The sequence below is a fragment of the Leisingera sp. ANG59 genome, from assembly GCF_013317235.1.
Taxonomy (GTDB): Bacteria; Pseudomonadota; Alphaproteobacteria; order Rhodobacterales; family Rhodobacteraceae; genus Leisingera.
On sequence record NZ_WLCM01000003.1, the window covers coordinates 189,321 to 214,419 of the forward strand.

Here is a 25,099-nt window from a genome sequence, read left to right on the forward strand (position 1 = left end):
CAGGATACTTGGTAAAGACCGCTCCCGTCAGGAGCTGTGCTGTTTGCAGCGCCGGGCCTAAGGCCGTTGCGCGGCCCCAAAAACCGCAGGCGCGGGAGCGCCTCTGAATTTGTTTCCAGGACCGCAACGAAGGTTGGGAATTCGCCGGATTTTCTCCCGCTTGCAGCCACAAACTGGCCGTCATTGTGGGGCAGGCTGTGAAAAGCAGTCTGTCTCAGGAGGGCTTCATGCTGACCAAACAGGTAATGCTGAAGGGTGCATTGACGCTTGCAGGTGCCTTGGGCATCGGCGTCTATATGCAGGCACCCGAAACGCGTTGGGGGACCAGCGGAACCGGCCAGCCCGCCGCCGCAGATGCTGGGACATTTGTGGAGCCGGAAACGGCAAGCCTTCTGATCGAGAAGATTTCTCTGACCTCTGCGCCTTCCGGTCCGTCTTCTGAATCAATTGGCTTGCCAAGGGCAGAACCGGTAACTGAAGCCTCCTGCCAGACGACGGCTAAAGCCGAAGCAGCTCCTCTGGCGATGGTTAAGCTGTCCGTTGACGCCCCGTGCCGCCGGAACGAGCGTCTTACAGTGCATCACAGCGGAATGAGCTTCACCGTTTCCCTTGATGGCACTGGCAGTTACGAAACTTTTGTGCCGGCCTTGACACGAACTGCTGTATTTATCGCCGAAACTCAAAGCGGTTCCGGTGCCGTAGCGGTGGCCGAAATTGATGGTATCGAAGATTTTGAGCGTGTCGTTGTGCAGTGGAGCGGTAATAGCGGGCTCGAATTGCACGCACGGGAATTCGGTGCCGCTTATGGAGGTGAGGGGCACGTCTGGCACGGTGCAGAGGACCATGCTGGCATGGGCCGGATCGACCGGCTGGGAGAACAAAGCGTTCTGGCCCCGAGGATCGCAGAAATTTACAGCTTGCCCTCAAGCCTGCCGGGTCAATCCGGAACAGTGTCTTTGACAGCAGAAGCCGAAGTGACCGGAGGAAACTGCGGACGGGATATTTTCGCACAAGCGCTGCAATTGACCGGTGGCAGGCTCAGCAGCCGCGATCTGGTGATGGTAATGCCAGATTGCGAAGCTCAGGGAAGCTTTCTGGTGTTGAATAATCTTCTCGAAGACCTGAAGATTGCCGCCAACTGATTTGCGGTAACTTCAGGTATCCACATGACCTTCTTGCGTGCGGCCGTTTGTGCCGCACTTTTTCTGACAGTCCTGGCACGCGGTCTTGCAGCTCAGGATGTCACCCTTTCTTCTCCGGATGGCACAGTTGAGATCACCGGCACGCTGCTGGGGTTTGATGGCGAATTCTACCGGGTCCAGACACAGTTCGGTGAGCTCACCGTGGATGGCTCTGGTGTGGCTTGCGATGGGCCAGGATGCCCCAGTCTGTCTGCCTTTGTTGCAGAGATCACTTTTGCTGGATCTTCCGCCATGTCGGAGGTGCTGTTGCCGGCGCTGATTGAAGGCTTTGCGTTGCGCAATGGCTACCAGACACGCCGGGAGCCGCTGCCTGGGGGCAACTTCAGTCATGTCCTGCTGCGCGGGCAGAAACCTGCCGCACGGTTTACCTTTGCGGTCAGCAATACAGATGCCGGGTTCGCAGCGCTTGTTGCGGATGAGGCGGATGTCGCGATGGCAACGCGTGAGATCCGGCTCCTGGAGAGAAAGGCCGCGCGGGCCGCAGGTTTGGGAGATTTGACCGGGACTGGGCGCAGCCGCATCCTGGCCTTGGATGCCTTGGTTCCGCTTGTGGCGCCGGCCAATCCCGTGCGCGAGATTACCCTGCCGCAACTGGCAGGTATCCTGTCCGGCCGAATCAGCAACTGGCAGGAGCTTGGCGGTCCTGATGCTCCCATTAGTATTCATATGCCGGTGTCCGGTTCGGGCCTCTCGCAGGCAGTCGAGGACAAGCTGATGGAGCCATTCGGCGCTGGCTTTACATCCAGGATCAACCGTCATGACCGCAGCAGCACGTTGGTCCGGCGGATTTTGATCGATCCATTTGCCGTCGGTATTGCCAGCTATGCAGAGAAAGGCGCAGCACGGGTTTTGTCTCTGACAGGATCGTGCGGATTTTCGCTGCATGCCAGCCGACAGGCGGTTAAAACCGAGGATTACCCTCTGACAGTGCCGATGTTCCTTTATTTGCCGGCCCGGCGCCTGCCCAAGGTCGCGCGCGACTTCCTGGCTTATGTGCGCGGACCCGCTGCGCAGGCAGTGATCCGCCGCGCCGGTTTTGTGGATCAGGCTCCGGAACTGATTCCGGTAAGCCGTCAGGGAAACCGCCTGTCCAATGCTATTCTGGCTGCAGAACAGAAGGGTGGTCTGGCGGAATTGCAGCGGCTGGTGACTGCGCTGGGAGGGATGCGGAGAATAACTGTCACGTTCCGGTTTGAGCCGGGATCTTCGCGCCCTGACGCCCAGTCCCGCAGCAATATCGAACAGTTGGCCCGGGCACTCGAAACAGGTGAGTTTGATGCTCAGGAGCTTGTGTTCGCGGGGTTTTCCGACGGAGTTGGACCGGCAGACGGTAACCGGCAGATCGCGCTGAAGCGGGCAGGCGCAGTGCGTGACGCGGTTATCAAATCGGCCGAAACCGCAGACGCCAGCCGCGTGAAGATTCGGACCGAGGGTTTTGGTGAAGTTTTGCCGATGGCCTGCGATGACAGCGGCTGGGGCCGTCAGATCAATCGAAGGGTAGAGGTCTGGATACGGTAAGCACGGCTTAGGTTTCTCAGCCTTACTGCGCGCTATTCATAGGTTCCGGTAAAGGGTTATCCGGTTTCGGCAACCAGATCACTGGCCTTTTCCCCGATCATGATCGCAGGCGCGTTGGTGTTGCCGGAGACTATTTCCGGCATGATAGAGCAATCGGCAACCCTCAGCCCTTCGATGCCATACACGCGCAGCTTTTCATCTACCACTGCGTTCTCCCCCGTTCCCATCTTGCAGGTTCCGGTAGGGTGATAAATTGAAACCGAGTTGCTGCGCGCCCAATCCAGTGTTCCCTTGTAATCTTCCATTGCCAGGTCAGCGCTGGGGCGGAACTCGTCGGCAATCTTGGACGCCAGCGGGTTGTGCCGGGCAATGCGGCGGGCGATATTCACGCCGTCGACGATGGTCCGGCAGTCGGTTTTCGTGGACAGGTAGTTCGGGATGATCTTCGGATAGGTCTTGGGATCCGGCCCGTTCAGCCGGATTTCGCCGCGGCTTTCCGGGCGCAGCTGGCACACCGACATGGTGAAGGCTGAGAACGGATGAACCCCCTCGCCGGGGCTGTCTGCCGACCAGGGCTGCACATGGAACTGGATGTCCGGGGTCGCCAGCTCAGGCCGGGTTTTCATGAATCCGGTGGCAAGGCTTGCTGCCATGGTCATCGGCCCGGCCCGGAACAGTGCGTATTTCAGCGCAATCCGCGCCTGGTTGAACAGGCTGCGCACCTCGTCGTTCAGCGTCGGCTCGTTGCATTTGTAGACCAGCCGCGCCTGCAGGTGGTCCTGCAGTCCCTGGCCGACGCCGGGCAGATCCACCAGCGGCTCGATGCCGTTGGCCTTCAGCTGCGCCGCCGGGCCGATCCCCGAGAGCATCAACGTCTGCGGCGAGTTGATGGCGCCGGCAGACAGGATCACTTCCCTGCGCGCCGTGATGGTCTGGCGCCGGCCGGCCTTGTCCAGGTAGGTCACGCCGGTCACGCGGCGCCCGTCCAGGCCGATCTTTTCCACCATCGCATGGGTGATGATCTGCAGATTGGGCCTGCTCCGCGCCGGTTTCAGGAACGCCACCGCAGCGCTGCAGCGCCGGCCGTTGCGGGTGGTCAGCTGGAAATAGCCGACACCCTCCTGCCCGGCGCCGTTATAGTCGGGATTGAACGGGTATCCTGCCTCCTGCGCCGCGGCCACCCAGGCGTCGCAAATCGGGCGCTGGATGCGCATGTTGGAAACCGCCAGCGGCCCGCCGGTGCCGTGAAACTCATCAGCTCCGCGCTCCTGATCCTCCGAACGCTTGAACAGCGGCAGCACGTCGTCCCAGCCCCAGCCCTGGTTGCCCATCTGGCGCCAGCGGTCGTAATCCTCCTTCTGGCCACGCACATACAAAAGCCCGTTCAGCGAGGACGAGCCGCCCAGAACCTTGCCCCGCGGCCAGTCGATGGAGCGGCCGTTGAGGCCCGGGTCCGGTTCGGTCTTGTAGCACCAGTCAACGGACGGGTTGTGCATGGTTTTGAAGTAGCCGACCGGAATGTGGATCCAGGGGTTTGTGTCGCGCCCGCCGGCCTCCAGCAGCACCACCTTGTTTTGCGGATCCGCACTCAGCCGGTTGGCAACAACACAGCCGGACGACCCTGCGCCTATGACGATGAAATCCGCGTCCAAAACCATCCCTCCCGAACTCTCGATGAAAAAACTTCTATACAGGATGCGCAAATTGGTCTAGCGTTTTTTGATACGAAACGTCTCAATAATTGATCTTAGGGAGGAGAATTATGGGGCTGACCAACAAACTGAGCCGCATTTCGCGGCGGGATCTGTTCCGTGTGGCAGGGACTTACGGGATGAGCTCGACCCTGCTGGCGGCAGGCGGCTTCGGCGGCGCGATGAGCCTGGCGAATCTCGCCTCGGCTGCGGAATCAACCTATGAGAAGCGCTACGCCAAGCCCGCCAAGCACACGCTGAAGTTCGGCGCCTCGGGCTTCAACGCGCGCAACCTGCTGATTGAACGCGCCGGCGCGCTGGAGTTCGCCCGCGACCTCGAGGCACGCACCGACGGCGAGATCCGGATCGAGTTCATCGGCGACAACCAGATCTGCGGCCAGCTGTCCTGCGTCGAGAAAACCCAGCAGGGCATCGTCGACATCTACGCCGCTTCGACCCAGAACTCGGCCGGCGGCGCACCCTACCTGAACGTGCTGGACTATGCCTTCATGTTCCCAGGCCGCGCGTCCCAGTACCACTTCCTCTATCACCCCAAGAGCCAGGAAATCCTGCGCGACCCGCTGGAGAAGCGCCACGGGCTGAAGTTCCTGTTCAGCCATTGCGAGCTGCGCGGCATCCAGCTGGGCCTCAAATACAAGGACCAGCCCGCCATCACCAAGCTGGAACAGCTGTTCGGAACCAAGAATCGCGTCACCGGCACCCAGCTGGGCCGGATCGCCATGAACGCGCTGAACCTGAACCCGGTGCCGGTGGCCTGGGAAGAGACCCTCGACGGCCTGAAACAGGGCCTGATCGACGGCGCCGAAACCTGGGCCTCCGCGGTGGCCTATGCCAATATGGCGCCGGTGGTCTCGCAGTCCGTTGACCTCAAGTTCTTCTGCGGCACCGAGCACACCTCGATGTCGGCCAAGGTCTTTGACGGCCTCGAAGGCTATCTGCAGGACGCGGTGATGGAGAGCGCCTATTGGGCCCAGGCCCATGTGCAGGCGGCAAACGAGGCGGCGCTGGTCAAGACCGTCGGCTTCTCCGACCCGCAGCTTCCGGGCACAGTGTTTGCGGAACACGGCGTGCGCCCGGCCTTCCTGCCGGACAGCGAAATCCGCATGGCCGAGGAAATGTGCTCGCCCGAGTTCCAGCCGCAGCTGTGGGAGCAATGGCGCGACCGCCTGAACAAATGGGCCGGCGGCATCGACACCTATCAGGAAATCTACACCATCGCGCGCGAAGTCGGCAAAGACATGAAGCCCGAAAACGTGGAACCGCGCCGCTGGTGGAAGGGCTGACAAAGCCCTGAACAAAAAGCATGGGGCCGGCGCCAGACTGCGCCGGCCTTGTTTGCCCAGCAGGATCCGGCAGGACCGCAGGGGCAATGAGGGGAGGAACAGATGCAGCTTTGGCCGGATATCAGCGCCATTTTCAGCGCTTTCGCATCCCAGGACAGCTGGGAAATCCGCAATGCTTTGGAGAGCAACGCAGCCTGGGTGCTGGGCACCGCTGCCGCTGCTGCTGGCGGCCTTCTGGTGATGCTGGTCTACCGGCTGGTGCCGCTCTTGGACCGGCACCTGGAGCGCACCATCATGGTGTGGAGCTACCTGGCAATTGCCTTCATCATTTTCTGGGGGGTGATTGACCGCTTCGTGTTCAAAAACCAGCAGCCCTGGTCCACCACCATTCCGCCGCTCCTGTTCATGATCATGGCCTGGTTCGGGGCCGCCTTCAACGTGCGGCTGCGGACCCATCTCAGCTTCTCGGAATTCCGCACCGTGATGCCCCGCTGGGCGCAGATGGGCTGCCTGACGTTGGATGCAGTGCTGTGGTTCGGCCTTGCGGTGATCGTCTTTGTCACCACCACCCGGCTGACCGCGCTGTCGGCCTCCAACTTCCAGATCGTCCTGGGCACCGACAGCGTGCTGCAGTGGTGGTTCCTGATCACCGCGCCGCTGTCCTTTGTCCTGATGATCGCCCGGGTGTTTGAAAACCTCGCCGACGACATCCGCAACTACCGCAGCGGCGCGCCGCTGATCAAACAGGCCGTGATCGGAGGAGACGTGTAATGGATACGGGAACCTGGGTCACGCTGATCTCGCTTGGGGTTACCTTCCTGTTCATGCTGGGCGTGCCGGTGTTGCTGGTCATCGGCTATTGGGTGATCGGCTGCTCCTTCGTGCTGGGGCTGACGCTCGACAACATGGGCGCCGAGCTCCTGAATGTCTTCAACAAGGGCTTTGCCTTGCTGGCGATGCCGCTGTTCATCCTGACCGGCGACCTGATCAACCAGTCCGGCATTGCCCGGCGCCTGTCCGATTTCGCCTATGCCTGCCTGGGCTGGATGCGCGGCGGGCTGGCGATGGCCTCGCTCGGCGCCTGCGGGCTGTTTGCCGCGATTTCAGGCTCCAATTCGGCAACTACCGCCACCATCGGCTCGATGCTGCACCCGGAAATGGTCAAGGGCGGCTATGACGAGCGGTTCTCGGCCGCAACCGCAGCCGCAGGCGGCACCGTCGGCATCATCATTCCGCCGTCGATCATCTTCATCGTCTACGGATTCCTGATGAACCTGCCGATTTCCGACCTGTTCGTCGCGGGCATCCTGCCCGGCGCGATGATGGTCATCGGCATGCAGCTGGCCTGCTGGATCATCTGCCGCCGCAACGGCTGGGGCTTTTTGATCCCGCTGCAGCTGAACCGGGTCCTGAAAACCGCCTTCGGCGCTTGGCTCGGATTCTTTGCCATCGGGCTGGTGCTGTGGGGCATCTATACCGGCAAGTTCTCCCCCACCGAAGCGGCGGGCGTGACCGTCGGCTTCTGCGTCATTGCAGGCGTGCTGTCCTGGGTGGTGACCAGGATCACCGGCGCCAGCAGCGGCAAAACCTGGGAAGAGAAATCCTATGCCGAAATGCTGGTGGTCGAGGGCTTCACCATCCCGCAGATCCCCGGCATCGTGGTGCGCTCGGCGCAGATCACCGGCATCCTGGCACCGCTGATCGCGATTTCCGTGGTGATGCAGCAGATCCTGTCGCTCCTCGGCGCGCAGCAGGCGATCGGCGGGTTTGTCACCTCGATGGGCGGCTACCATGCGGTTCTGTTCACCTCGATGGTGATCGTGTTCTTCTCCGGCATGGTGCTGGAAAGCCTGCCGGTGACCATCATCCTGGCGCCGATCCTGGCGCCCATCGCGGCCTCCGTCGGGGTCGATCCGATCCATTTCTCGGTGATCTTCCTGGTCGGCGCCTCCATCGGCTTCATCACCCCGCCCTACGGGCTGAACCTCTATGTCGCATCGGGTGTGACCGGTGTTCCGTATTTCCGCCTGCTCCGCTATACCGTGCCTTACCTTGCAGCCCTGATCGGGGTCTGGGTGCTGGTCTCGCTGGTTCCCGATTTCGCGCTGGTGCTGCTGCCCAACAAATAGCGATGAGGCGGCGATGGCAGCGGATGCGCCGGACAAGAAAGAGGGGCAGATCCCCACCAACCTGCGCCTGCTGGTGCTGCTGGAGGAGGTCGCCCGCCGCGGCGTCGCGGTGAAGCCGGCCGAGATGATCGAGGCCATGGGCCTGCCCAAGCCCACCGTGCACCGGCTGATGCAAACGGCTGAGGCTGAGGGCTTCCTGCAGCGCGACCTGGACGGGCGGGCCTACGGGCCCGGCCCCCGCCTGCGCATGCTGGCGCAAAACACCATGTCGTCGGAGCATATGCGCACGGCACGCCTCAGCATCCTCAAGAGCGTCGCCGAAGAGCTGGGCGAAACCTGCAACCTCGCCATTCCCGACCGCGAGGGGATGGTCTACCTGGACCGGGTGGAAACCAAATGGCCGCTGCGCATCCAGTTGCCGGTTGGAACTCAGGTGCCGTTTCATTGCACTGCCAGCGGCAAGATGTATCTGTCGACTCTAAAGCTCAGCACGTTGGAGGCGGTGCTTCGTTCACGACCTCTGGAGGCAGTGACCAGCAAGACCTGCACTGATCCGGATAATCTTTGCGCAGAGCTGGCGGCGATTTCCAGCCTCGGTTACTCCACCGATGATGAGGAGTTCATTGCCGGCATGGTTGCTGTCGCTGTCCCTGTAATGGACACGCGCAGCCGCCTGATGGCAACACTCTCGGTCCATGCCCCGGTGCAGCGCCGCAGCCTACGGGGCCTGCTGGAATTCTTGCCTGATCTGCAAAAGGCTGCATCCGAACTAGCCGGTCTTTCCTGAGAACCTTAAGCTAGGCCAGTCAGGCCCGGAAGTTCTCCTTTGTTAATGACGTCAATCCGGTCTGCGCCATTGCAATGCTCAGTTCCTCACTGATGGCCGCCCAGAGTTGCTCGAGGCCATGGCTGCTACCGGCGGCAATTGCAAACTGAAGTATGCGCCCAAGGAAAATGAAATCAGCGCCGGCGGAAAGCGCCTTGAGGACGTCTTCGCCCGACCGAATTCCACTGTCGTAGAACAGAGGATAGTCCGGCCCAAGTGCGGAGCGGATCTTTGCTACCATGTCGATCGGGGCTGGAGCAGCTTCCAACTGGCGTGCGCCGTGGCTTGAGACTTGGATGGCATCTACGCCCGCAGAAACCAGCGCTCGGGCATCTTCAATATCCAACACACCCTTAACAACCAATTTCCCTGGCCAAAGATCGCGCAGCCGGGCCAATGTGTCCCAGGTGGCCCGCGCCCGGCTTTCGGTACGGTCGAAGTCATAGCCCTCCATCTCGAAATTCGCCATCACTGGCTTGCCCTTGAACAGGGCCGCCAGCGACCAGCGCGGATGCAGGGCAAAATCGAGGAACTGCCACGGGCCTATGCGGAACGGCATCTTGAAGCCGTGGCGCAACTCGCGTGGGCGGCGGCCGACCTCGGGCACATCGACAGTGAGCACCAGGGTTTGATAGCCGGCTACTCGGGCGCGCTCGGCCAACTTGAAGGTGCCAGTGCCGTCACCGCTGAAGTAAAGCTGGAACCAAGCATAGCCCTCTGCCGCCTCCAAAATGGATTCCAAAGGGGTTGAGGCGACGGTGGAAACCCCGTGCGGCACCCGGTAGCGCGCTGCCAAACGGGCCAGCATCAGATCGGCGCCGGGGGCCGTCAGGTTGCACATGCCCATGGGGGCAATCCCGAAGGGCCGGTCCGCCTCGGCGTCAAAGATCCGGGTGGCCAGCGAGCGCTGGCTGACATCGCGCAGGATACGGGGCCGCAGGGTGATGGCGTCCAGGGCAGCGCGGTTACGCGCCGCCCCGGTTTCCTGTCCGGCGGCGCCGTCGATATAGTCAAACACCATCCAGGGCAGCCGCCGCCTTGCCAGGCGGCGGGCATCCTCGGCGGAATGAATGGCGCCTGCGGCCATCAGCCGGCCACGGCCTTCATGAAGCGGTCGCGGATCACCACCGGGTCCATCGTGATCACCGGCATCTTGGCGTTGCCGCTGTCGCATTTGACCACCAGCACGGTGGCTTCGCCGCTGGACAGAGCCTCCTCCAGCGCCGGGCTGGTGTCCTTGTCCTGCACCTCCACCACCCGGGTGCAGCCGGCGGCGCGGGCCATGGCGGCTAGGTCGGTGCGCTGGCTGGTATAGGTCGGCTGGTCGCCGGTGGAGCCATAGGAGCCGTTGTCGACGATCATCAGGATGTAGTTGGAGGGCGCGTTGTTGCCGATGGTGGGCAGGGTGCCGAGGTTGGTGAGGATCGAGCCGTCACCGTCGATCACGATCACCGGTTTCGGCTGCGCCAGCGCCAGCCCCAGACCGATGGAGGAGGCTAGCCCCATGGTGCCCAGCATGTAGAAATTGGTTGGTTGGTCGTCGATCGCGTGCAGCTCCTGTGACGGAATGCCGATGTTGCAGACCACCAGCTGGTCCCGCAGGATGGGCGCGATCTCTTTCAGGATTTCAGAACGGATCATTGGTCGCCATAGCCTCCCCAGAAGTTGGCGTCGGTCAGGATGGCAACGGGCTTGTTGCACATGAAGGTGTATTTCAGGATGTTGTCCAGCTCCTCGACATCCTTCTGCCAGTGGAAGTGGTAGGTCGGGATATTGAGCTGGGCCAGCAGCGCCTTGGTATGCACCGCCATTTCCACCTGGCAGGCCACCGGCTCGCGCAGTTCGCCGCGGTAGGAGATCAGCATCGGCAGCGGCAACCGGTAGTACTGGATCAGCGTCGCCAGCGTGTTGATCGTCACTCCGATGGCGGTGTTCTGCATGATGATGGCCGGGCGCTTGCCGCCCATCCAGGCGCCGGCGCAGAGCCCCATGCCCTCGTCCTCCTTGTTGGAGGGGATGTGGAAGATGTCGTCGCGCTGGTCGATCTCCTCGATCACGCCGGCCAGCTGCTTGCAGGGCACGGTCGTGACGAAGGAGACGCCGTTGGCGGCCAGATCGTCAGCGATCCTTTTGTCTATGTTCATGGTCGGTAGCCTTTGCTTCGGGTGTCGTGTTTCGTTGTCATGCGGTCCGGCAGACGTGGACTGCGCAAGGGGCGTGGCGGACCACGCGGGCAGCGGTCGAGCCGAGGAAATAGTCGCTGAGGCCGGGTTTGTGGGAGCCGACGACGATGCAGTCCATGCCGTGATTCTCCGCGTATTCGACAATGGCGCGGTAGGACCGGCCCTTGACGATCTCTGCCGTCACATTGCCGTGGCCTGCGGTCTTCTTGGCGAGCAGCTGGCGGGCCTTGTCGTAGCCTTCGCGCACGGTGTCTTCGTCCAGGTAGGCGGTGACGGAACTGTGCACCGCCTCATAGACATGCAGTGCAGTGATTTGCCCGCCCGGATTGCACAGGGTGGCGGCGGCCTCCAGCGTCGTTTCAGAAACCCCGTGATCCAGGGCCATGGGAACCAGGATTTTGTCATACATGGTTGCTCTCCGTTTGTTTGGCGCGCGGGCTCAGGCCCAGGGGTCGAGGATGATCTTGGGCGCGGCCACCGCACCGGACCGCAGGTCGCGGAAGGCGGCGGCACCGTCCGACAGCGGCCGCTGTTCAGGCCAGTCAAGCGGGCCAAGGCGGCCGTCGAAAATCGCCTGCGCGGTGTCGCGGAAGTCCTGCGCGGTATAGGTGTAGGTGCCGATGAAGGTGATCTCCTGCAGCGTCATGCGGCGGATATCCAAGCCTCCGGTGTCCTCGCCCAGTCCGACATGGGCAATCACCCCGCCGGGCGCAGCAGTTGCTGAGACCGCGGCACGGGTGGCGGCATAGCCCACGGCGTCCACCACCAGCGGCACCATGCCCTGGAACTCCGCCACCGCCTTTTGCCCGCAGCGGTCCGTCAGGAAGGCCCGGCGCGCTTCGTTCGGTTCCTGGATGGTCACCTCCGACTCCCCCATCGCCCTCAGCGCCAATGCCGCAGCCAGGCCGATGGCGCCACCTCCGATCACCAGCGCGCTGCGCTCTGTGCTTGGATGCAGCGCCTCCAGCGCTAGCCGGGCGGCGTGCCAGCTGACTGCCAGCGGTTCGGCCAGTGCGGCCTTCTCCAGAGGCAACTCGTCCGGGACGGTCACTAGGTTGCTTTCCGGCATCGCCACGAACTGGGCAAAAGCGCCTTCGCGCGGCGGCATCGAGATGATCTGGCGGCTGGCGCAGAGGTTCTCGCGCCCAGTGGTGCATGCGGCGCAACTGCCGCAGGTCACCAGGGGGTTGATCGTGACCCGGCGGCCCGCTTGCGGTCCGTCCTCGATCACACCCGCGGCCTCATGGCCCAGGATCAGTGGCGCGGGCCTGCGGTTGTCGTGGCCCAGATAGGCGTGCATGTCCGAGCCGCAGATGCCGGAGGCATGGATACGGATCAGATGCTCGCCAGCTCGACCCGCCGCCATCGGCACATCGCGGAACGCCAGCGTCTCAACCCCTTCATAAACCAAGGCTTTCATTTCGCGGTGAACCCTCCGTCAACCATCAGGATTTGCCCGGTCACATAGGCCGACGCCTCCGAGCAGAGGAAGAGCAGCGGCCCGTCGATATCCTCCAGCCGCCCGTTGCGGCCGATACAGGTCTGCGCCGCGTTGCGGGTGGCGCGGGCCTCATCGCCGAACACCGCCTGGGTCAGCTCGGTCGGGAAGAACCCCGGCCCGATCGCATTGGCGGTGATGCCAAAGGGTGACCAGGCCTCTGCCATGGCACGGGTCAGCTGGCCGATCCCGCCCTTGCTGGCGCCATAGGCGATGCCGCCGGGAAAGGCGCGGGTGGTCTGGAGGGAAGCGAAATTGACGATCCGCCCCCAGCCCCGCTCTTTCATCGCAGGCACCATCGCCTGGCTGAGGAAGAAGGGCGCTGAAAGGTTCAGCGCCAGGGTCTGGTCCCAGCCCTGCGCCGTGACGTCATCCGCGGTCTGCCGCGTGTTGACGCCTGCCGCGTGGATCAGGATGTCCGGCGCCCCGAAGGGGGCGGAGACCGTCTGCCGCAGCGCTTCCAGCCCGCTGCGGTCCGCCACATCCGCTGCCGCATATGCGGCAGCCGGCCCGATCTCGGCGCAGAGGCTTTCCAAGGCCTCCGCCCGGCGGGCCACCGCGACCACCTGCGCCCCGGCAGCGGCCAGCGCGATGGCCGCCCGCCGTCCCAGACCGGAACTGGCGCCGGTGATGCAGGCGGTCCGGCCTGCCAGGTCGAACAGGGCGTGCGGGTCAGCCATTTGCGGTCAGGTCGAAGGTTTCGTCCGGGAAATACTTGGCCAGCCGCACGTCGGCAGCACGGGCGTGGCCCTCCATTCCTTCCAGCCGGGCTATCCGCGCAGTGGCCTCTGCCACCGGTTTGGAGCCCTCGCGGGTGGCGCGCTGCCAGGTGACGATCTTCATATATTTGTGGACAGACAGCCCGCCGGTGTAGCTGGCCGCGCGCGAGGTCGGCAGCACGTGGTTGGTGCCCGCCGCCTTGTCGCCATAGGAGACCGTGGTCTCCTCGCCCAGGAACAGCGAGCCGTAGCAGGTGAGGTTCTCCAGCCACCAGTCCAGATCCTCTGCCTGCACGGTCAAGTGCTCGGGCGCGTATTCGTCGGAACAGGCCGCCATGTCTTCGCGGTCCGCGCACAGGATCACCTCGGCATAGTCGCGCCAGGCCGCAGTGGCGTTCTCGCGGTTCACCTCGGGCAGGTCGTTGATGTAATCCGGCACCCGCCGCATCACTTCCTCGGCCAGGGTGCGGTTATCTGTGACCAGCCAGACCGGCGAGTTGTAGCCATGCTCTGCCTGGCTCACCAGATCGGTGGCGACGATATGCGCATCCGCCGTGCTGTCGGCCAGGATCAGGCTGTCGGTGGGGCCTGCGATCATGTCGATACCGACGCGGCCGAACAGGATGCGCTTGGCTTCGGCAACGAACTGGTTGCCGGGGCCGACCAGGATGTTGGCCCTGGGCAGACCAAAGAGGCCGAAGGTCATTGCCGCAACCCCCTGCACGCCGCCCATCGCCATGATCTTATCCGCACCGCAGATATGGGCGGCATAGACAATGGCGGGGGCAACGCCCACACCCGGGCGCGGCGGGGAGCAGGCGGTGATGTGCTTACAGCCGGCCACCTTAGCGGTGGTCACGGTCATGATGGCGCTGGCGATATGGCTGTAGCGCCCGCCCGGCACATAGCAGCCCGCCGCGTCCACCGGGATCACCTTTTGCCCGGTGAAGAAGCCGGGGGAGATTTCGGTCTCCACATTTTGCATCGTGCCTTTCTGCAGCTCGGCAAAGCGGCGCACATTGTCGTGGGCGAACTGGATATCCGCCTTGAGCTTCTCCGGCACCAGGGCGCAGGCCGCTTCGATCTCCTCCGCCGTCAGCAGCACATTGCCCTCGTAGCGGTCGAACTTGGCGGCATATTCCAGCGCCTTGGCGTCTCCGCCTGCCTCGATGTCGTCCAGGATGCCCTGCACGATCTTGTGGGTCTCGGAGGCATCCGACTTGGGGGTCAGGTCGGCTTTTTTCAGGTATTCTCGGGTCATTTTCTGGGGGTCCTACTTGTAGATATCAGGAAGCAGCGTGGTTGAGATCGCCGGGATGTAAGCGATCAGCAGCACCACGATCAGCATGGTCAGCACGAACGGCACGGCGCGGGCGGCGATCTTGAGGATGGACTCGCCGGTGATGCCGGAGACGACGAACAGGTTCAGCCCCAGCGGTGGGGTGATAAAGCCCACGCCCAAAGCAGTGATCATCATGATGCAGAACTGGATTTCGTTCATGCCGATGTTGTCGGCCAGCGGCTTCAGGATCGGCGCCAGGATCACGATATTGGGGGTGGTCTCCATCACGCAGCCCGCGGCGATTAGGATGCAGATCATCAAAAGGATCAGCATCGCGGGATCATCGGTCAGCACGGTCACTGCAGTCACGAAGCCCTGCGGCACGCCCATGATCGCCAGCGCCTCGGCCAGTGGGGCGGAGAAGGCGATGATCGGCAGGATCACCCCGTTCACCTTGGCAGAGCTGACCAGCATTGCCGGGAAATCGGACAGTTTCAGGGTGCCCAGGATGAAGCCGATCAGGATGGTGACGACAACCGCGGTGGCACCGGCCTCGGTCGGGGTCAAGAGGCCGGAGAAAATGCCGTAGAAGATGATCCCGGGCACGATGAAGGCATACCAGCCGTTCCACAGCGACGCCCCGAGGTTTGCCAGCCACTCACCCAGCCCCATGTTGCCGCCAGTCTCATAAGTATAGAGCCGGTTCATGATGATATTGGTGATCAGGATCGACACCAGGATCGCGAGGCCGGGGATCAGCGCCGCCAGGAACAGGGTGGAGGCGGAGATGCCCAGCACCAGGCCGATGATGATATAGGCGATGGAGGGCGGGATCAGGATGCCGGTGCAGGCGCCCGCAGCCACCAGCGCACAGGCATAGGGGCGGGGATAGCCGCTTTCGACCAGCCGGTTGATGGTCATCCGTCCGACCGCGGCGGCGCCGGCGGCGTCTGAGCCGGAGATCGCTGCGAACATGCCGCAGACCAGCACCGTGGCAGATCCGAAGCCGCCGCGTGTCCAGCAGGTCAGCGCTTCGGCCACATCGAGGAATTTCTTGCTGAGCCCGGTGCGCACCAGCACGTCGCCGGTCAGGATGAACAAGGGCACCGCGGTCAGCGCAAAGGCGTCGATTCCGGTGAACAGGCTCTCGCCGATGACGCTGAGCGGCAGGTCGCCAGACATCACCAGCATGGTGATCGCCGCCGCGCCGATGGCCGCCCAGACCGGTACCGCCAGCGCTATCAGCGCCACGAACATGATCACTGGCAGGTAGAAGTCCCAGCCCAGCTCGACTGTTTGGTTGAGTGAATTCCACAGCATCGCTTAAGGCCCCTCAATCAAACAGCTTGTCGCCTTCAAAGACGGGCGTGCCGTCGCGAAGGCTGCGGTAATCGCGCAGGAAGGATTGCAGCAGGCGCCAGATCATCAGGGCAAAGCCTGCGGGCACCGCCATCAGGAACCACACCATCGAGATGCGCAGCCCGTGGCTGACCGATCCGAATTTAGCGGAGACCAGCACCGTCTCGAACGACCAGTAAAGCGCGACCAGGGCGACGATGAACATCACCAGGTCGCCGAAGATGTAGATCAGCGCCTTGGTGCGGGGCCCCAGATAATGCAGGATCACGTCGATGCGGATATGGGCGCGCTCCTTGACCGCCGCCGCGGCGCCGATCCAGGCCAGGTATATGAAGGAATAGCGGACGATCTCCTCGCCCCAGATCGATGAAAAGGCAAACAGCTCGCGCCGGATGACCTCGATCGCCATGGTGATGACCAGCATCACGTAGAACACCAGGAGCAGCCAGCGCTCCGCGTTCTTGTCTATCGTTCGCAGGATCTTCATCGCTATTCCCGGTATTCAGGCACACCCCCGCAGCCAGCCCGGCGGGCTGCTGCAGAAGCGGCGGTTTCGGTAGCGGGCGGCCGCCGGTATCCGGCGCGCGCCCCTGCAGCGGTCAGGCGTCGTGGACGTAGTATTTGCCTTGGGTGCCTGCGGCCTCTTCCAGCTTGGCGAAACTCTCCATCGACCCGGCCAGCTCGGTCTTGAACGCATCCCATTCGGAGCGCTGGTAGCCACCGGCCTCTTTCCACTCCGCCAGCTGGTCATCGCTCAGCGTATGGAACTGGACGCCGGCCTTGGTCAGCTCCGCCATTGCATAGGCGCGGGCGGAGGGCACCTTGGACAGGTTCTGATGCGCGGTCATTTCGGAGCCCCACATCACGCCGTCCTGCACGTCGGCGGGCAGGGCGTTGAACCACTCCAGGTTGCAGGAATAGACCTGGCTGTCCGGTACCGCCTGGGTGAAGGTCACATGGCTGAGGATGTCCTTGAAACCAAAGACATAAAGTGCCCCGACAGACGGGTCGAGCGCATCCGCCACCCCCTGCTTGATCGCCGAGGGCGTCTCGCCCCAGGCCACCGGCGTCGGGTTGGCGCCGACCATCCGGTAATACTGCTGCAGCATTTTTGAGCCCGGCACGCGGAATTTCACACCCGCCATGTCGCCCGGCGCCATCACCGCGTTGCCGCCCTTGCGCACCGCAACCACGCGGGGGTCGATGTTGACATAAAACAGCGCCTTGAAGCCGTTGGCCTCCACCTTGGGATGCACTTCGGTTTTCCAGAAGTCGGAGTTCACCAGGTTGGTGAAGCGCTGGTTGGAGCCGCAGAGATAGGGCATGTTGATCAGGTCAACGGTGGAGGCGAAGGGCGCGAAGTTCGACAGCGAATGCTGTGCGGCCTGGATTGTGCCGCCTTGAACCTTCTGCACCAGCGCGCCGCCCGCGCCCAGCTGGCCGCCGGGCGCCAGCTTGACGTAGATCTTGCCGTTGGTGGCGTTCTGGATGTTCTCCTTCAGGTCCAGCTGCATGATCGGATAGCTGCGCGACGCGCCCAGCACATAGGCGGTGGCCAAGGTCATGATATGCTCGGCCGCGCGCTCGCGTTCCTTCTCTTCCTTGGCGGTTTGTGCTGCCGCCTCGGACGACCACAGCACACCGCCTGCACCCGCAACCAGCGCCGCGGTGAAGGAGCCGGTCGAAGCCAGTTTCAGAAAATTGCGGCGCTCAGCAGATTTGAGGCCATCCTTACCATTCGTCATCGTCTTCCTCCCTTGGAACTCCGTCAGCTGCCGTTCTTTTTCTTGTGGTCAGCCTCGCGCTTGAGGATCGCGGCCACGAACAGGACCGAGGCCGCGAACAGAACCAGCATCTCCCCGACATCGCTCAGGAAGCCGCCGCCGCCAAATGCGCCCATGGCAACATTGGCAAAGAACACGGCAAAGACGGCAACGGCGGCGAAGATAAACATCGGTAGATCCCGTTTTTTGATCCCAACACTATTTGTAAGCGCTTACATCAATAATGCAAGCGCTTACATGCGTGGATGGCAACGGCTGAATTTTGTGCTAAGACAGGGGGCAATGGAATGGCAGGCGTGACATGGGAAAAACCCGCTCAGCTCCGACACTTAACGATGTTGCACGGGAGGCAGGGGTCTCGACCGCGACGGTATCGCGCTGCCTGAATTCACCTGAACGGGTAATTGAATCGACCCGCCAGCGGGTCCTGCAGGCGGTCGAATCACTGGGCTACACGCCGAATTTCGCCGCCCAAGTTATGGCGGCCAAGCGCAGCTTCACTATCGGCGCGATCATTCCAACCATGGACAATGCGATCTTTGCCCGCGGCCTGCAGGCCTTTCAGGACCAGCTGCGCGAGGCCGGCTATACGCTGCTGGTGTCCAGCTCGGCCTATGATCCCGAGGCTGAACACGAGCAGATCCGCACCCTGGTGGCGCGGGGTGCCGACGGGCTGCTTCTGATTGGCCACGCGCGCAGAACGGATATCTACGATTATCTGGAACGGCATCAGGTTCCATCGTTGGTTGCTTGGTCTTATGAGCCTGAAGCAGTACGGCCATCGGTTGGTTTCAGCAACTCGGGAGCCATGTGTGAACTTGCCCGGCGTGTCCTTGCTGCCGGGCATCGCCGGATCGCCATCATTTCCGGCATCACCAAGGGCAACGACCGAGCGCAAGCCCGCGTGTCAGGGATCCATCAGGCTCTATTGGATGCGGGTCTGGCCGCGGATGAGCTTCCGCTGATCGAGACGCCGTATGAGATCGATAAAGGAGCTGACGCCTTTGCGCGGCTGATGGCTCTGGACCCGCGCCCGACTGCTGTCATGTGCGGCAACGATGTATTGGCAGCAGGTGCGCTGCGAGAAGCTCAGAGATTGGGAATTTCGGTGCCTGAGCAGGTCTCAGTGACCGGGTTTGACGACATCGAAATAGCCGGAATAGTCCATCCGGCGCTTACTACCGTACATGTTCCGCACCGTGAAATGGGCCGCAAGGCCGCCTGCGAACTGATCGCCATGGTCGAAGGCAGGTCGCCAGGAAAATCGGTTTGCATTAACACGCATGTGGTTACTAGGCATTCATTGGCTCCACCCGCTGAGGCTTAAGAGCAGAAAACGATGCCAAAACTGATCAAAGGTAGTCGGTGGGAAGGTCGAGGGAGCGCCGTGTCAGCCAGCCAGCCGCTTTGCCCACAATATCGGCTGATCGAAGTTATACATCACCAGTTGACCTTCCCCATCCACTTCCATGCGGTTGACCAGACCAATCTGTTGCATGAAGTCCCGTTCAATGACCATGGTCTCTTCGTCACATAGCCCGCCGCCTGTCTGAAAAGGCGAAAACATCAGGTTGTCCAAGTCAGGTCCGAATGTCGTTGTGAAGCTTCGGCAGGGGCTGGAGCCGTAGAGCGTTCCACCGTCAAAATCGAACCGCAGATCATCGAACGGTTCCAGGTCGACATTTTTGACTTTTTGCACAATCCAAGCGCCATTCAGAACTGTTGAATTGGTTGCGGGCATTATAACTCCTCCGCCTTGTCCGGTTCCGCTATCATAGGTAAACGACCACACAGCCACCCCGCAGAAAACACTTGTAAACACCCCCCAAAATACCGGCCGGGTTCGGCGCGGCTTCTTAAACTGCTGCTCCCGGAAAGGCCAGATGATCATAACCGTTTCACCTCGATGCTAATGGCCCGTGAGTCTGCCTAGCCTGCTCAGCTTGACAAGAAAAAAATCTTGTCGGAATCCGGCTGACGTGCAACGCTTGGAAATAAAAGACGATAACATACTATTTTTAAATAGTTTTCCAGTTCCAGGAGTTGCCTCATGCCTCTTGACGCCACTGCCGCAAAAGAAATCAAGCAACAGATGACACTCGCGCGCAAACGCGACTTGGCCTTTGGGCTGTGTTTTGGCAAGAAGATCGAGAATTCGGTGTTCCTCACCCACAAGACCAAGGCCGCCAAGGTGCTGGGCAAGCAGGCGAAATCCGATGGCGAAACCCCGCAGTTCACCTTTGGTATGCTTAAGCTGGACGGCAAGGAACTGTCGATGTCGGTCGAGGGCAAGATCGTGCCCGGCATGGCCCGCAAGGCCAAGAAGATGTTCATGGCGGTCGGGCTCAAATACAAGATCCTCATTCTCGACCCATCCGGCAATGTCGTCGAGTCGGAGGCCGATGACGAAGATGAAACGGCAGAGGACGTCCCCCAGGCCGCCCCGGCCGCCAGCGGCGACACCGCCACCGAAGCGCCGGCTGAGGCGCCGGCCGCCCCTTCCGCCGAACCGGATCCGGCAGAGGCCAAGTGGAAAACCACCGCCGCCAAGGTCGAGGCCAACATGGCCAAGCTCCGGGACATCGCCGGCATCGACCTCTCCAAGGCAGAGGCGCTGTGGAAGGCGATCCAGGCCAAGGCCGAGGGCAGCGGCTTTGCCGCCGCGCTGGAGCATGTCGCCAAGCTTTCTGAAGAGATGAAAACCGCCGCCCAGGACGCCGCCGCCCGCGCCAAGCGGCTGAGCCTGCTGGAAGGCAAGTGGCAGCAGGCAGCGGCCAAGCTGGAGCCGCTGATCGACGAGGTGCTGGCACTGAAGACCGCGCAGTCGGAGAAGATCGATACCGTCTGGACCCAGATCAAGGCCCGCGTCGCCACCAGCCCGCCGGATTACGAGGGCGCGCTCAAGGCGGTCGGCCCGCTGGCTCAGGCGATTTCCAAGGCCCGCCAGGCCGCCGCGGACTCCGGCGGCGGCGGGGAGGCCCCGGCAGCCGCCACAGCGGCGGCGGCAGGCGACGGCGACACCGCCACAACCGCCAAGCCAGAGGCCTCGGCCAAGGCGCCGGAACAGGCCGCGCCGCCCTCCGGCGACACCGGCAGCGAGACCGGGGACGCCACCGTCGACGAGCAGATCGCCCGGATCGAGGCCACGCTCAAGGCGCTGAAGGACGGGCCGGTCAAGACCTACAACACCATGGTGCCGGAAGCGGTCAGCCAGACCCCGGACAAGTGGAAGGCCGCGCTCGACAAAGTCGCGGCGCTGGCCGCGCAGGCCAAGGCCAAGCCCGAGGATGCCAGCGGCGCCAAGCTGGATGCCGGCGAAAAGGCGCTGGACGCGCTGGAAAAGGCGGTTGCCGCCGACACCCAGGCCAAGACCGCGTTCCAGAAGGCGCTGGAGATCTTCGATCTGCGGATGGTGCCGCTGACCAGCCACCCCAAGGCCGCGGCACCCGAGATCGCGCCCGAGATCACCCGCATCAAGGGGGTGCGCACCGCCGCGGTGGACAAGGCCAAGGCGCACGACCTGAAAACCGCCACCGCGGACTTGACCGCGGCCGAGACGGAGATTGCCAAGGCCGAAGTCCTGGCCGATGAATTCGCGCATTTCATGGCGCTCGACCCCGACCGCAAGGCGCTGGCCGATGCCGCCCGCGGTGTCAGCGTCGGCGACCCGGCGGTGGACGACGCCGCGCGCGAGATGGAGCGGCTCTACGACGCTGCCCAGCAGGACAAGGCCGCCAAGAAGTTCAAGGACGGCATCCAGAAGCTGGACGCGATCGCCAAGGTCCATGAAAAAACTGCCAAGGTGCGGGCGCGGCGCAAACGCTATGAAACCGAGCGCCCGAATGCCAAGACCTGGGTCGACAGCTGGGCCGGGCTTGCCGCCGCGGTCAAGAACCTGCTCAAGGACAAGCTGGACGAGGCCAACGGCTATTACACCGATTCAGACGTGGCCACGTCCAAGGATTACACCGAGTCGCTGAAGAAGCTGGACAAGTTCTGGAACGTGCGGCCCTTCATCGAAAAGGAAATTCCGGTTGTTCAGCAGTACGGCCCCAAGCTCACCGCTTTCGAGGCCAAGCTGAAGGAGTTCAAGGACCACGACGGCGCCTCCGGCATCCAGGTGATCATCCTCAAGATGGAGGCCGACCTTGCCTCGGCCAAGGCGGAAGCGGTGCTGCACAAATACTCCACCGCCCTGACCCTGCTGGACGCCACCCAGGGCGATTGGCCCGCCGCCACCGCCCAGGCGAACGCCTGCAAGGCCTACAAGGAAAAGCGCGTGTCGGTTCAGGGCAAGATCGACCCGCTGAAGAACGTGCCGCAGGCGGCAACCATGCTGGAAGATGCCAAGTCCCTGATGGCCGAGGCCGCGGCAGCCGCACTAAAACTGGACTTCACCACCGCCAATACCTGTCTGGCGGACGCCGAGAAACGGGTGGACAGCGCCAAGGCCGCGGCGGAGGCCGCGGTGGAGCTCGACGGGATGACCGATACCAAGGCGCTCGACGATCTGAAAAAGAAGTGGGAGCCCGCCTTCAAGGTATTCACCGATATCCGCGACAAGGTGGTCGCGGCCGACACCGGCAATGATTTCACTGCGCTGATCGCCAAGGCGCAGCTGCCGGCGGCAGAGGCCGAAAAAGCCAAGACGGCCAAGAAATACGACGATGCAAGGGCGCATCTGGACAGCGCCATCTCGAACCTGAAGATGGCGATGGTGCTGATCCACCAGCACCGCGCCTACGGCGAGCTGAAGGCCTCGCTGGCGGCGCAGATTGCCGCGCTGGCGCCGCTGAACGATGCCAATTGCCTGCAGCCGCATATCGACGACGCCAACAAGCTGAGCGGCGAAGCCGACGATTTGATCAAGCCGGAAGGCTATGACTACAAGGGCGCCGAGACCAAGCTCGCCGCCGCCCGCAAGATCACGGAACAGGCCCGCGCCGACGGCGAACTGTTCAAGGCCATCAAGGCGGACCGCACCAGGGCCACCGCGATCATCACCAAGATCACCACCGAAGGCGGCGATGTCGAAACCCAGCTGACCCACCGCAAGACCGAAGTCCAGGCGCTGCTGGACGAAAGCACCGCCAAGCAGAACGCCCGCGATTTCAAGGCCGCCGCGGCCAAGGCCAAGGCCGCCGCGGGCTGGGAGAAGGCCACCGATGCGGACATCAAAATGGTCAAGACAGTGCTGGGCTGGGAGGATCCCTTCTTCAACAACCTGCGCCCGCCGCTGGTCGGGGCGGGCAAGGAAGCCGGCCGGCATCTGATCGCCCGGGCGGATGCGGATTTCGCCAAGTACAAGGCGGTTCTGGCCGCCCACACCTATCCACTCGCCCGGCCGATGTTCGAGAAGGCCTATCAGAAATTGCTGGCCTGCCAGCGGCTGCTGGCGGCAGAAGCCCTCTACACCCCGGCGCTGACCGATGCCCAGGCGGCGGTGGACGCGCTGGCGCCGGAAAACAACGATGCCACCAAGGACCGGATCAAGGCGCTGTCCGACCGGCTGGCTGCCGCCAAGCTCGACGCCGCGCGGACCGATCTGGCCGACAACGACTACACCCAGGCGACCAAGCTGCTGAAAAAGATCGCCGAGGACGCCAAGGCGCTGCTGAAATCGGTCAAGGGCTCGTCCGACTACGAGCCCGCCCGCGCCGCTGCCGAGGCCAAGCTGGCCGAGGCCAGGAGCCACAAGCACGCCGATGCGATCCAGGCCCAGCTGACCCGGCTGACCGCGAAATACGACAACCTGGTCAAGCTGGCCCCCAGCGACTACGCCACCGCCAAGACCATGGCCGAGGAGGTCACCAAATCCGCCGAGGAGGCGATCAGCTCCGCCAATACCCACGGCATCCTCGAAGCGGTGAACTCCGCCATCGGCGGCGACGAGGACAGCGCCCCCTGGTGGCCGCAGGTGCAGGCGGCGAAACTGTCGATCAAGGCAGTGGGCAGCCGCGAGAACGCCGACGTCGCCAAGACCCATCTGGACACCGCCAATACCGAGATTGAGAACTGCCAGAAGGACGGGCTGGACGCCAAGACCGCCAAGGGCCATCTCAAGGCAGCGCTGGAGGCCTGCAACACTGCCAATGAGGTGATCTCGCAATATGCCTTCATCGCGCAGGAAATCGCCCGCGCCCGCGCCTCCCTGCCGCCGGTCACCGGCCACGCTGAGGCGGCCTATGTGAAGGATGAGACGGACGCGGCCGCAAAGCTGCTGGACGGAGCCGAAACCGCTGCCAAGGGCGGCCAGAACTACGCCAAGGTCAGCGCCGATATCGAGGCCGCCATCGCCCAGACCAAGACCGCGCTGGAAATGGCGGAGCAGCACAAGCAGTACAAGGAGCTGCGCGCCAAGCCGGAGGTCGAGCCGCGCCTGGCAGTGCTGGAAAAACACGAGCACCGCTACGCCATCAAGCCCAGCATCGACACCATGCGCAAGAAGCTGGCCGATGCCGCAGCCGCCGTGGCCGGCAAGAAGCCGGGCGAGGGCATCAAGCTGCTGGAAGAGGCCCGCGCCATCGGCACCAGCGCCTTTGTGATGGCGGAAATGCGCGCCAACAACCCGCCCAAGGAGGCGGACATCAAGGAAATCCTGTCGCGGCCCAACGGCACCGATGAGCTGGACGCGATGATCGACAACCTGGAGCCGGAGGCGCAGCGCGCCGTGGTCAAGGTTGCGTTCAAGGCGCGTTTCGGCTGCGATATCAAGAACTTCAACAACGAGAACCTGGCGCCCGCCTCGCAGATTGCGGACGCCAACCTGAAGGGGCCGAACATCGTCGCCTTCTACAAGGCGATGCAGGACCTGCCGCTGGACCACACGTTGAACAACGACTCGCTGCAAAAGTTCGCCATCAACGAGGCTGACAAGGGCGGCTCGATGTACCAGGGCAACGAAAAGCGGATCGTGATGCACGAAGGCGACGCCGGGGTCTCCCCGAACTATGCCTTCGGCAGCGACGACGCGGTCGGCAGCCTCGACGATGCCGCCACCCCGGAAGAACGCGCCGAGTTGGAGAAATGCAAACCCGCCAATGAAGAGCCGATCACGTTCTTCAACTGGAACACCCTGCACGAGGTCGGCCATGCGGTCGACGACAAGCACGGTTTCATGGACAGCAACGGCAAGAAGAAAGAATTCGGCGGCTGGACCGAACACGGCATGGAAATTTCCGGCATTGCCGAAAAGATCGCCAAGAAGTTCACCTACGACAAGACTTATGTCATCGAATACATGGCGCATAACACCAGCGCCCATGTGCCGCCCAGGCCGGAAGATGAAACCTGCACCGACGAGGAATGGGAAAGCCGCCGCATCCAGATGGAGGCTTTTGTTGACATGGCTTCGGAACCGGCCCAGCCCTGGTCCAGCATGGCCACCGCCAAGAAGCTGGCGATCGGCGGAGTGGTCTACCAGGAAAGCTACCCGAAGACCTGGTACTCCTACCTGCTCAGCGAGCGCCCCAAGGGGATCACGGGCTACCAGTTCCGGGCGCCCGGCGAATGGTTCTCGGAGCTTTATGCCGCCTACCACTCGGGTAAGCTGAAGCCGAACCACCCGGCCGTTGGCTGGCTGTCGAAACTCTGACCCATTGAAA

The 25,099-nt window shown here is 62.9% G+C and carries 21 protein-coding genes; 8 read left to right on the plus strand and 13 right to left on the minus strand.

Annotated elements, in window-relative coordinates:
- Positions 1 to 227 precede the first annotated feature (227 nt).
- Both GKC28_RS04155 and GKC28_RS04160 read left to right on the plus strand, forming a co-directional pair.
- On the plus strand, positions 228 to 1,142 hold the full coding sequence (locus GKC28_RS04155) for a hypothetical protein (protein WP_174145319.1): 915 nt from the start codon (positions 228 to 230) through the stop codon (positions 1,140 to 1,142).
- A gap of 24 nt (positions 1,143 to 1,166) precedes the next feature.
- Complete coding sequence (locus GKC28_RS04160; protein ID WP_174145321.1) at positions 1,167 to 2,720, plus strand: phosphate ABC transporter substrate-binding/OmpA family protein; 1,554 nt, start codon at positions 1,167 to 1,169, stop codon at positions 2,718 to 2,720.
- 56 nt (positions 2,721 to 2,776) lie between these two features.
- Here GKC28_RS04160 and GKC28_RS04165 read toward each other — a convergent pair whose 3' ends face one another.
- Positions 2,777 to 4,378 (minus strand): GMC family oxidoreductase, encoded by a 1,602-nt coding sequence (locus GKC28_RS04165; protein WP_217433967.1) that lies wholly within the window; start codon positions 4,376 to 4,378, stop codon positions 2,777 to 2,779.
- A gap of 104 nt (positions 4,379 to 4,482) precedes the next feature.
- Between GKC28_RS04165 and GKC28_RS04170 the strand changes: the two genes are divergently transcribed.
- The 4 genes from GKC28_RS04170 to GKC28_RS04185 all read left to right on the plus strand — a co-directional run bounded on the left by GKC28_RS04170 (position 4,483) and on the right by GKC28_RS04185 (position 8,631).
- Positions 4,483 to 5,715: a TRAP transporter substrate-binding protein gene (locus GKC28_RS04170; RefSeq protein ID WP_174145325.1), complete on the plus strand. Its 1,233-nt coding sequence runs from the start codon at positions 4,483 to 4,485 to the stop codon at positions 5,713 to 5,715.
- Between the two features lie 102 nt (positions 5,716 to 5,817).
- On the plus strand, positions 5,818 to 6,486 hold the full coding sequence (locus GKC28_RS04175) for a TRAP transporter small permease (protein WP_174145327.1): 669 nt from the start codon (positions 5,818 to 5,820) through the stop codon (positions 6,484 to 6,486).
- Positions 6,486 to 7,844: a TRAP transporter large permease gene (locus GKC28_RS04180; protein ID WP_174145329.1), complete on the plus strand. Its 1,359-nt coding sequence runs from the start codon at positions 6,486 to 6,488 to the stop codon at positions 7,842 to 7,844. Before GKC28_RS04175 ends, GKC28_RS04180 begins: the two co-directional genes overlap by 1 nt.
- Before the next feature lie 13 nt (positions 7,845 to 7,857).
- Complete coding sequence (locus tag GKC28_RS04185) at positions 7,858 to 8,631, plus strand: IclR family transcriptional regulator (protein WP_174145331.1); 774 nt, start codon at positions 7,858 to 7,860, stop codon at positions 8,629 to 8,631.
- A 19-nt stretch (positions 8,632 to 8,650) separates the two neighbouring features.
- Here GKC28_RS04185 and GKC28_RS04190 read toward each other — a convergent pair whose 3' ends face one another.
- The 11 genes from GKC28_RS04190 to GKC28_RS04240 all read right to left on the minus strand — a co-directional run bounded on the left by GKC28_RS04190 (position 8,651) and on the right by GKC28_RS04240 (position 17,665).
- On the minus strand, positions 8,651 to 9,757 hold the full coding sequence (locus tag GKC28_RS04190) for an alpha-hydroxy acid oxidase (protein ID WP_174145333.1): 1,107 nt from the start codon (positions 9,755 to 9,757) through the stop codon (positions 8,651 to 8,653).
- Positions 9,757 to 10,311, minus strand: coding sequence for a sulfopyruvate decarboxylase subunit beta (gene comE / locus GKC28_RS04195; RefSeq protein WP_174145334.1), 555 nt, complete (start codon positions 10,309 to 10,311; stop codon positions 9,757 to 9,759). The genes GKC28_RS04190 and comE overlap by 1 nt, the downstream gene beginning before the upstream one ends.
- Positions 10,308 to 10,814 (minus strand): sulfopyruvate decarboxylase subunit alpha, encoded by a 507-nt coding sequence (gene comD, locus GKC28_RS04200; protein ID WP_174145336.1) that lies wholly within the window; start codon positions 10,812 to 10,814, stop codon positions 10,308 to 10,310. The genes comE and comD overlap by 4 nt, the downstream gene beginning before the upstream one ends.
- 37 nt (positions 10,815 to 10,851) lie before the next feature.
- Positions 10,852 to 11,262 (minus strand): universal stress protein, encoded by a 411-nt coding sequence (locus GKC28_RS04205; RefSeq protein WP_174145338.1) that lies wholly within the window; start codon positions 11,260 to 11,262, stop codon positions 10,852 to 10,854.
- A gap of 30 nt (positions 11,263 to 11,292) precedes the next feature.
- Positions 11,293 to 12,273, minus strand: a complete 981-nt coding sequence (locus GKC28_RS04210; protein WP_174145340.1) for an alcohol dehydrogenase catalytic domain-containing protein — start codon at positions 12,271 to 12,273, stop codon at positions 11,293 to 11,295.
- A complete protein-coding gene (locus GKC28_RS04215; protein WP_174145342.1) occupies positions 12,270 to 13,031 on the minus strand; it encodes an SDR family NAD(P)-dependent oxidoreductase in 762 nt (253 codons plus the stop codon). Before GKC28_RS04215 ends, GKC28_RS04210 begins: the two co-directional genes overlap by 4 nt.
- Positions 13,024 to 14,331 carry a histidinol dehydrogenase gene (hisD, locus tag GKC28_RS04220; protein WP_174145344.1) on the minus strand — a complete coding sequence of 436 codons (1,308 nt, stop codon included), beginning with the start codon at positions 14,329 to 14,331 and terminating at the stop codon, positions 13,024 to 13,026. Before hisD ends, GKC28_RS04215 begins: the two co-directional genes overlap by 8 nt.
- Positions 14,332 to 14,343: 12 nt before the next feature.
- Positions 14,344 to 15,672 carry a TRAP transporter large permease gene (locus tag GKC28_RS04225; protein ID WP_174145346.1) on the minus strand — a complete coding sequence of 443 codons (1,329 nt, stop codon included), beginning with the start codon at positions 15,670 to 15,672 and terminating at the stop codon, positions 14,344 to 14,346.
- 13 nt (positions 15,673 to 15,685) lie between these two features.
- Positions 15,686 to 16,198, minus strand: coding sequence for a TRAP transporter small permease (locus GKC28_RS04230; RefSeq protein ID WP_174145348.1), 513 nt, complete (start codon positions 16,196 to 16,198; stop codon positions 15,686 to 15,688).
- Between the two features lie 112 nt (positions 16,199 to 16,310).
- Positions 16,311 to 17,456 carry a TRAP transporter substrate-binding protein gene (locus GKC28_RS04235; RefSeq protein ID WP_174145350.1) on the minus strand — a complete coding sequence of 382 codons (1,146 nt, stop codon included), beginning with the start codon at positions 17,454 to 17,456 and terminating at the stop codon, positions 16,311 to 16,313.
- Positions 17,457 to 17,479: 23 nt separating this feature from the next.
- Positions 17,480 to 17,665 carry a hypothetical protein gene (locus GKC28_RS04240; protein WP_174145352.1) on the minus strand — a complete coding sequence of 62 codons (186 nt, stop codon included), beginning with the start codon at positions 17,663 to 17,665 and terminating at the stop codon, positions 17,480 to 17,482.
- 131 nt (positions 17,666 to 17,796) lie between these two features.
- On the opposite strand from GKC28_RS04240, the gene GKC28_RS04245 reads away from it, so the two are divergent.
- Positions 17,797 to 18,822 carry a LacI family DNA-binding transcriptional regulator gene (locus GKC28_RS04245; RefSeq protein WP_174145354.1) on the plus strand — a complete coding sequence of 342 codons (1,026 nt, stop codon included), beginning with the start codon at positions 17,797 to 17,799 and terminating at the stop codon, positions 18,820 to 18,822.
- 63 nt (positions 18,823 to 18,885) lie between these two features.
- On the opposite strand, the gene GKC28_RS04250 is transcribed toward GKC28_RS04245, so the two are convergent.
- Positions 18,886 to 19,386 carry an META domain-containing protein gene (locus GKC28_RS04250; RefSeq protein ID WP_174145355.1) on the minus strand — a complete coding sequence of 167 codons (501 nt, stop codon included), beginning with the start codon at positions 19,384 to 19,386 and terminating at the stop codon, positions 18,886 to 18,888.
- A gap of 159 nt (positions 19,387 to 19,545) precedes the next feature.
- Here GKC28_RS04250 and GKC28_RS04255 point away from each other — a divergent pair, with 159 nt between their 5' ends.
- Positions 19,546 to 25,089: a hypothetical protein gene (locus tag GKC28_RS04255; RefSeq protein WP_174145356.1), complete on the plus strand. Its 5,544-nt coding sequence runs from the start codon at positions 19,546 to 19,548 to the stop codon at positions 25,087 to 25,089.
- Positions 25,090 to 25,099 lie beyond the last annotated feature (10 nt).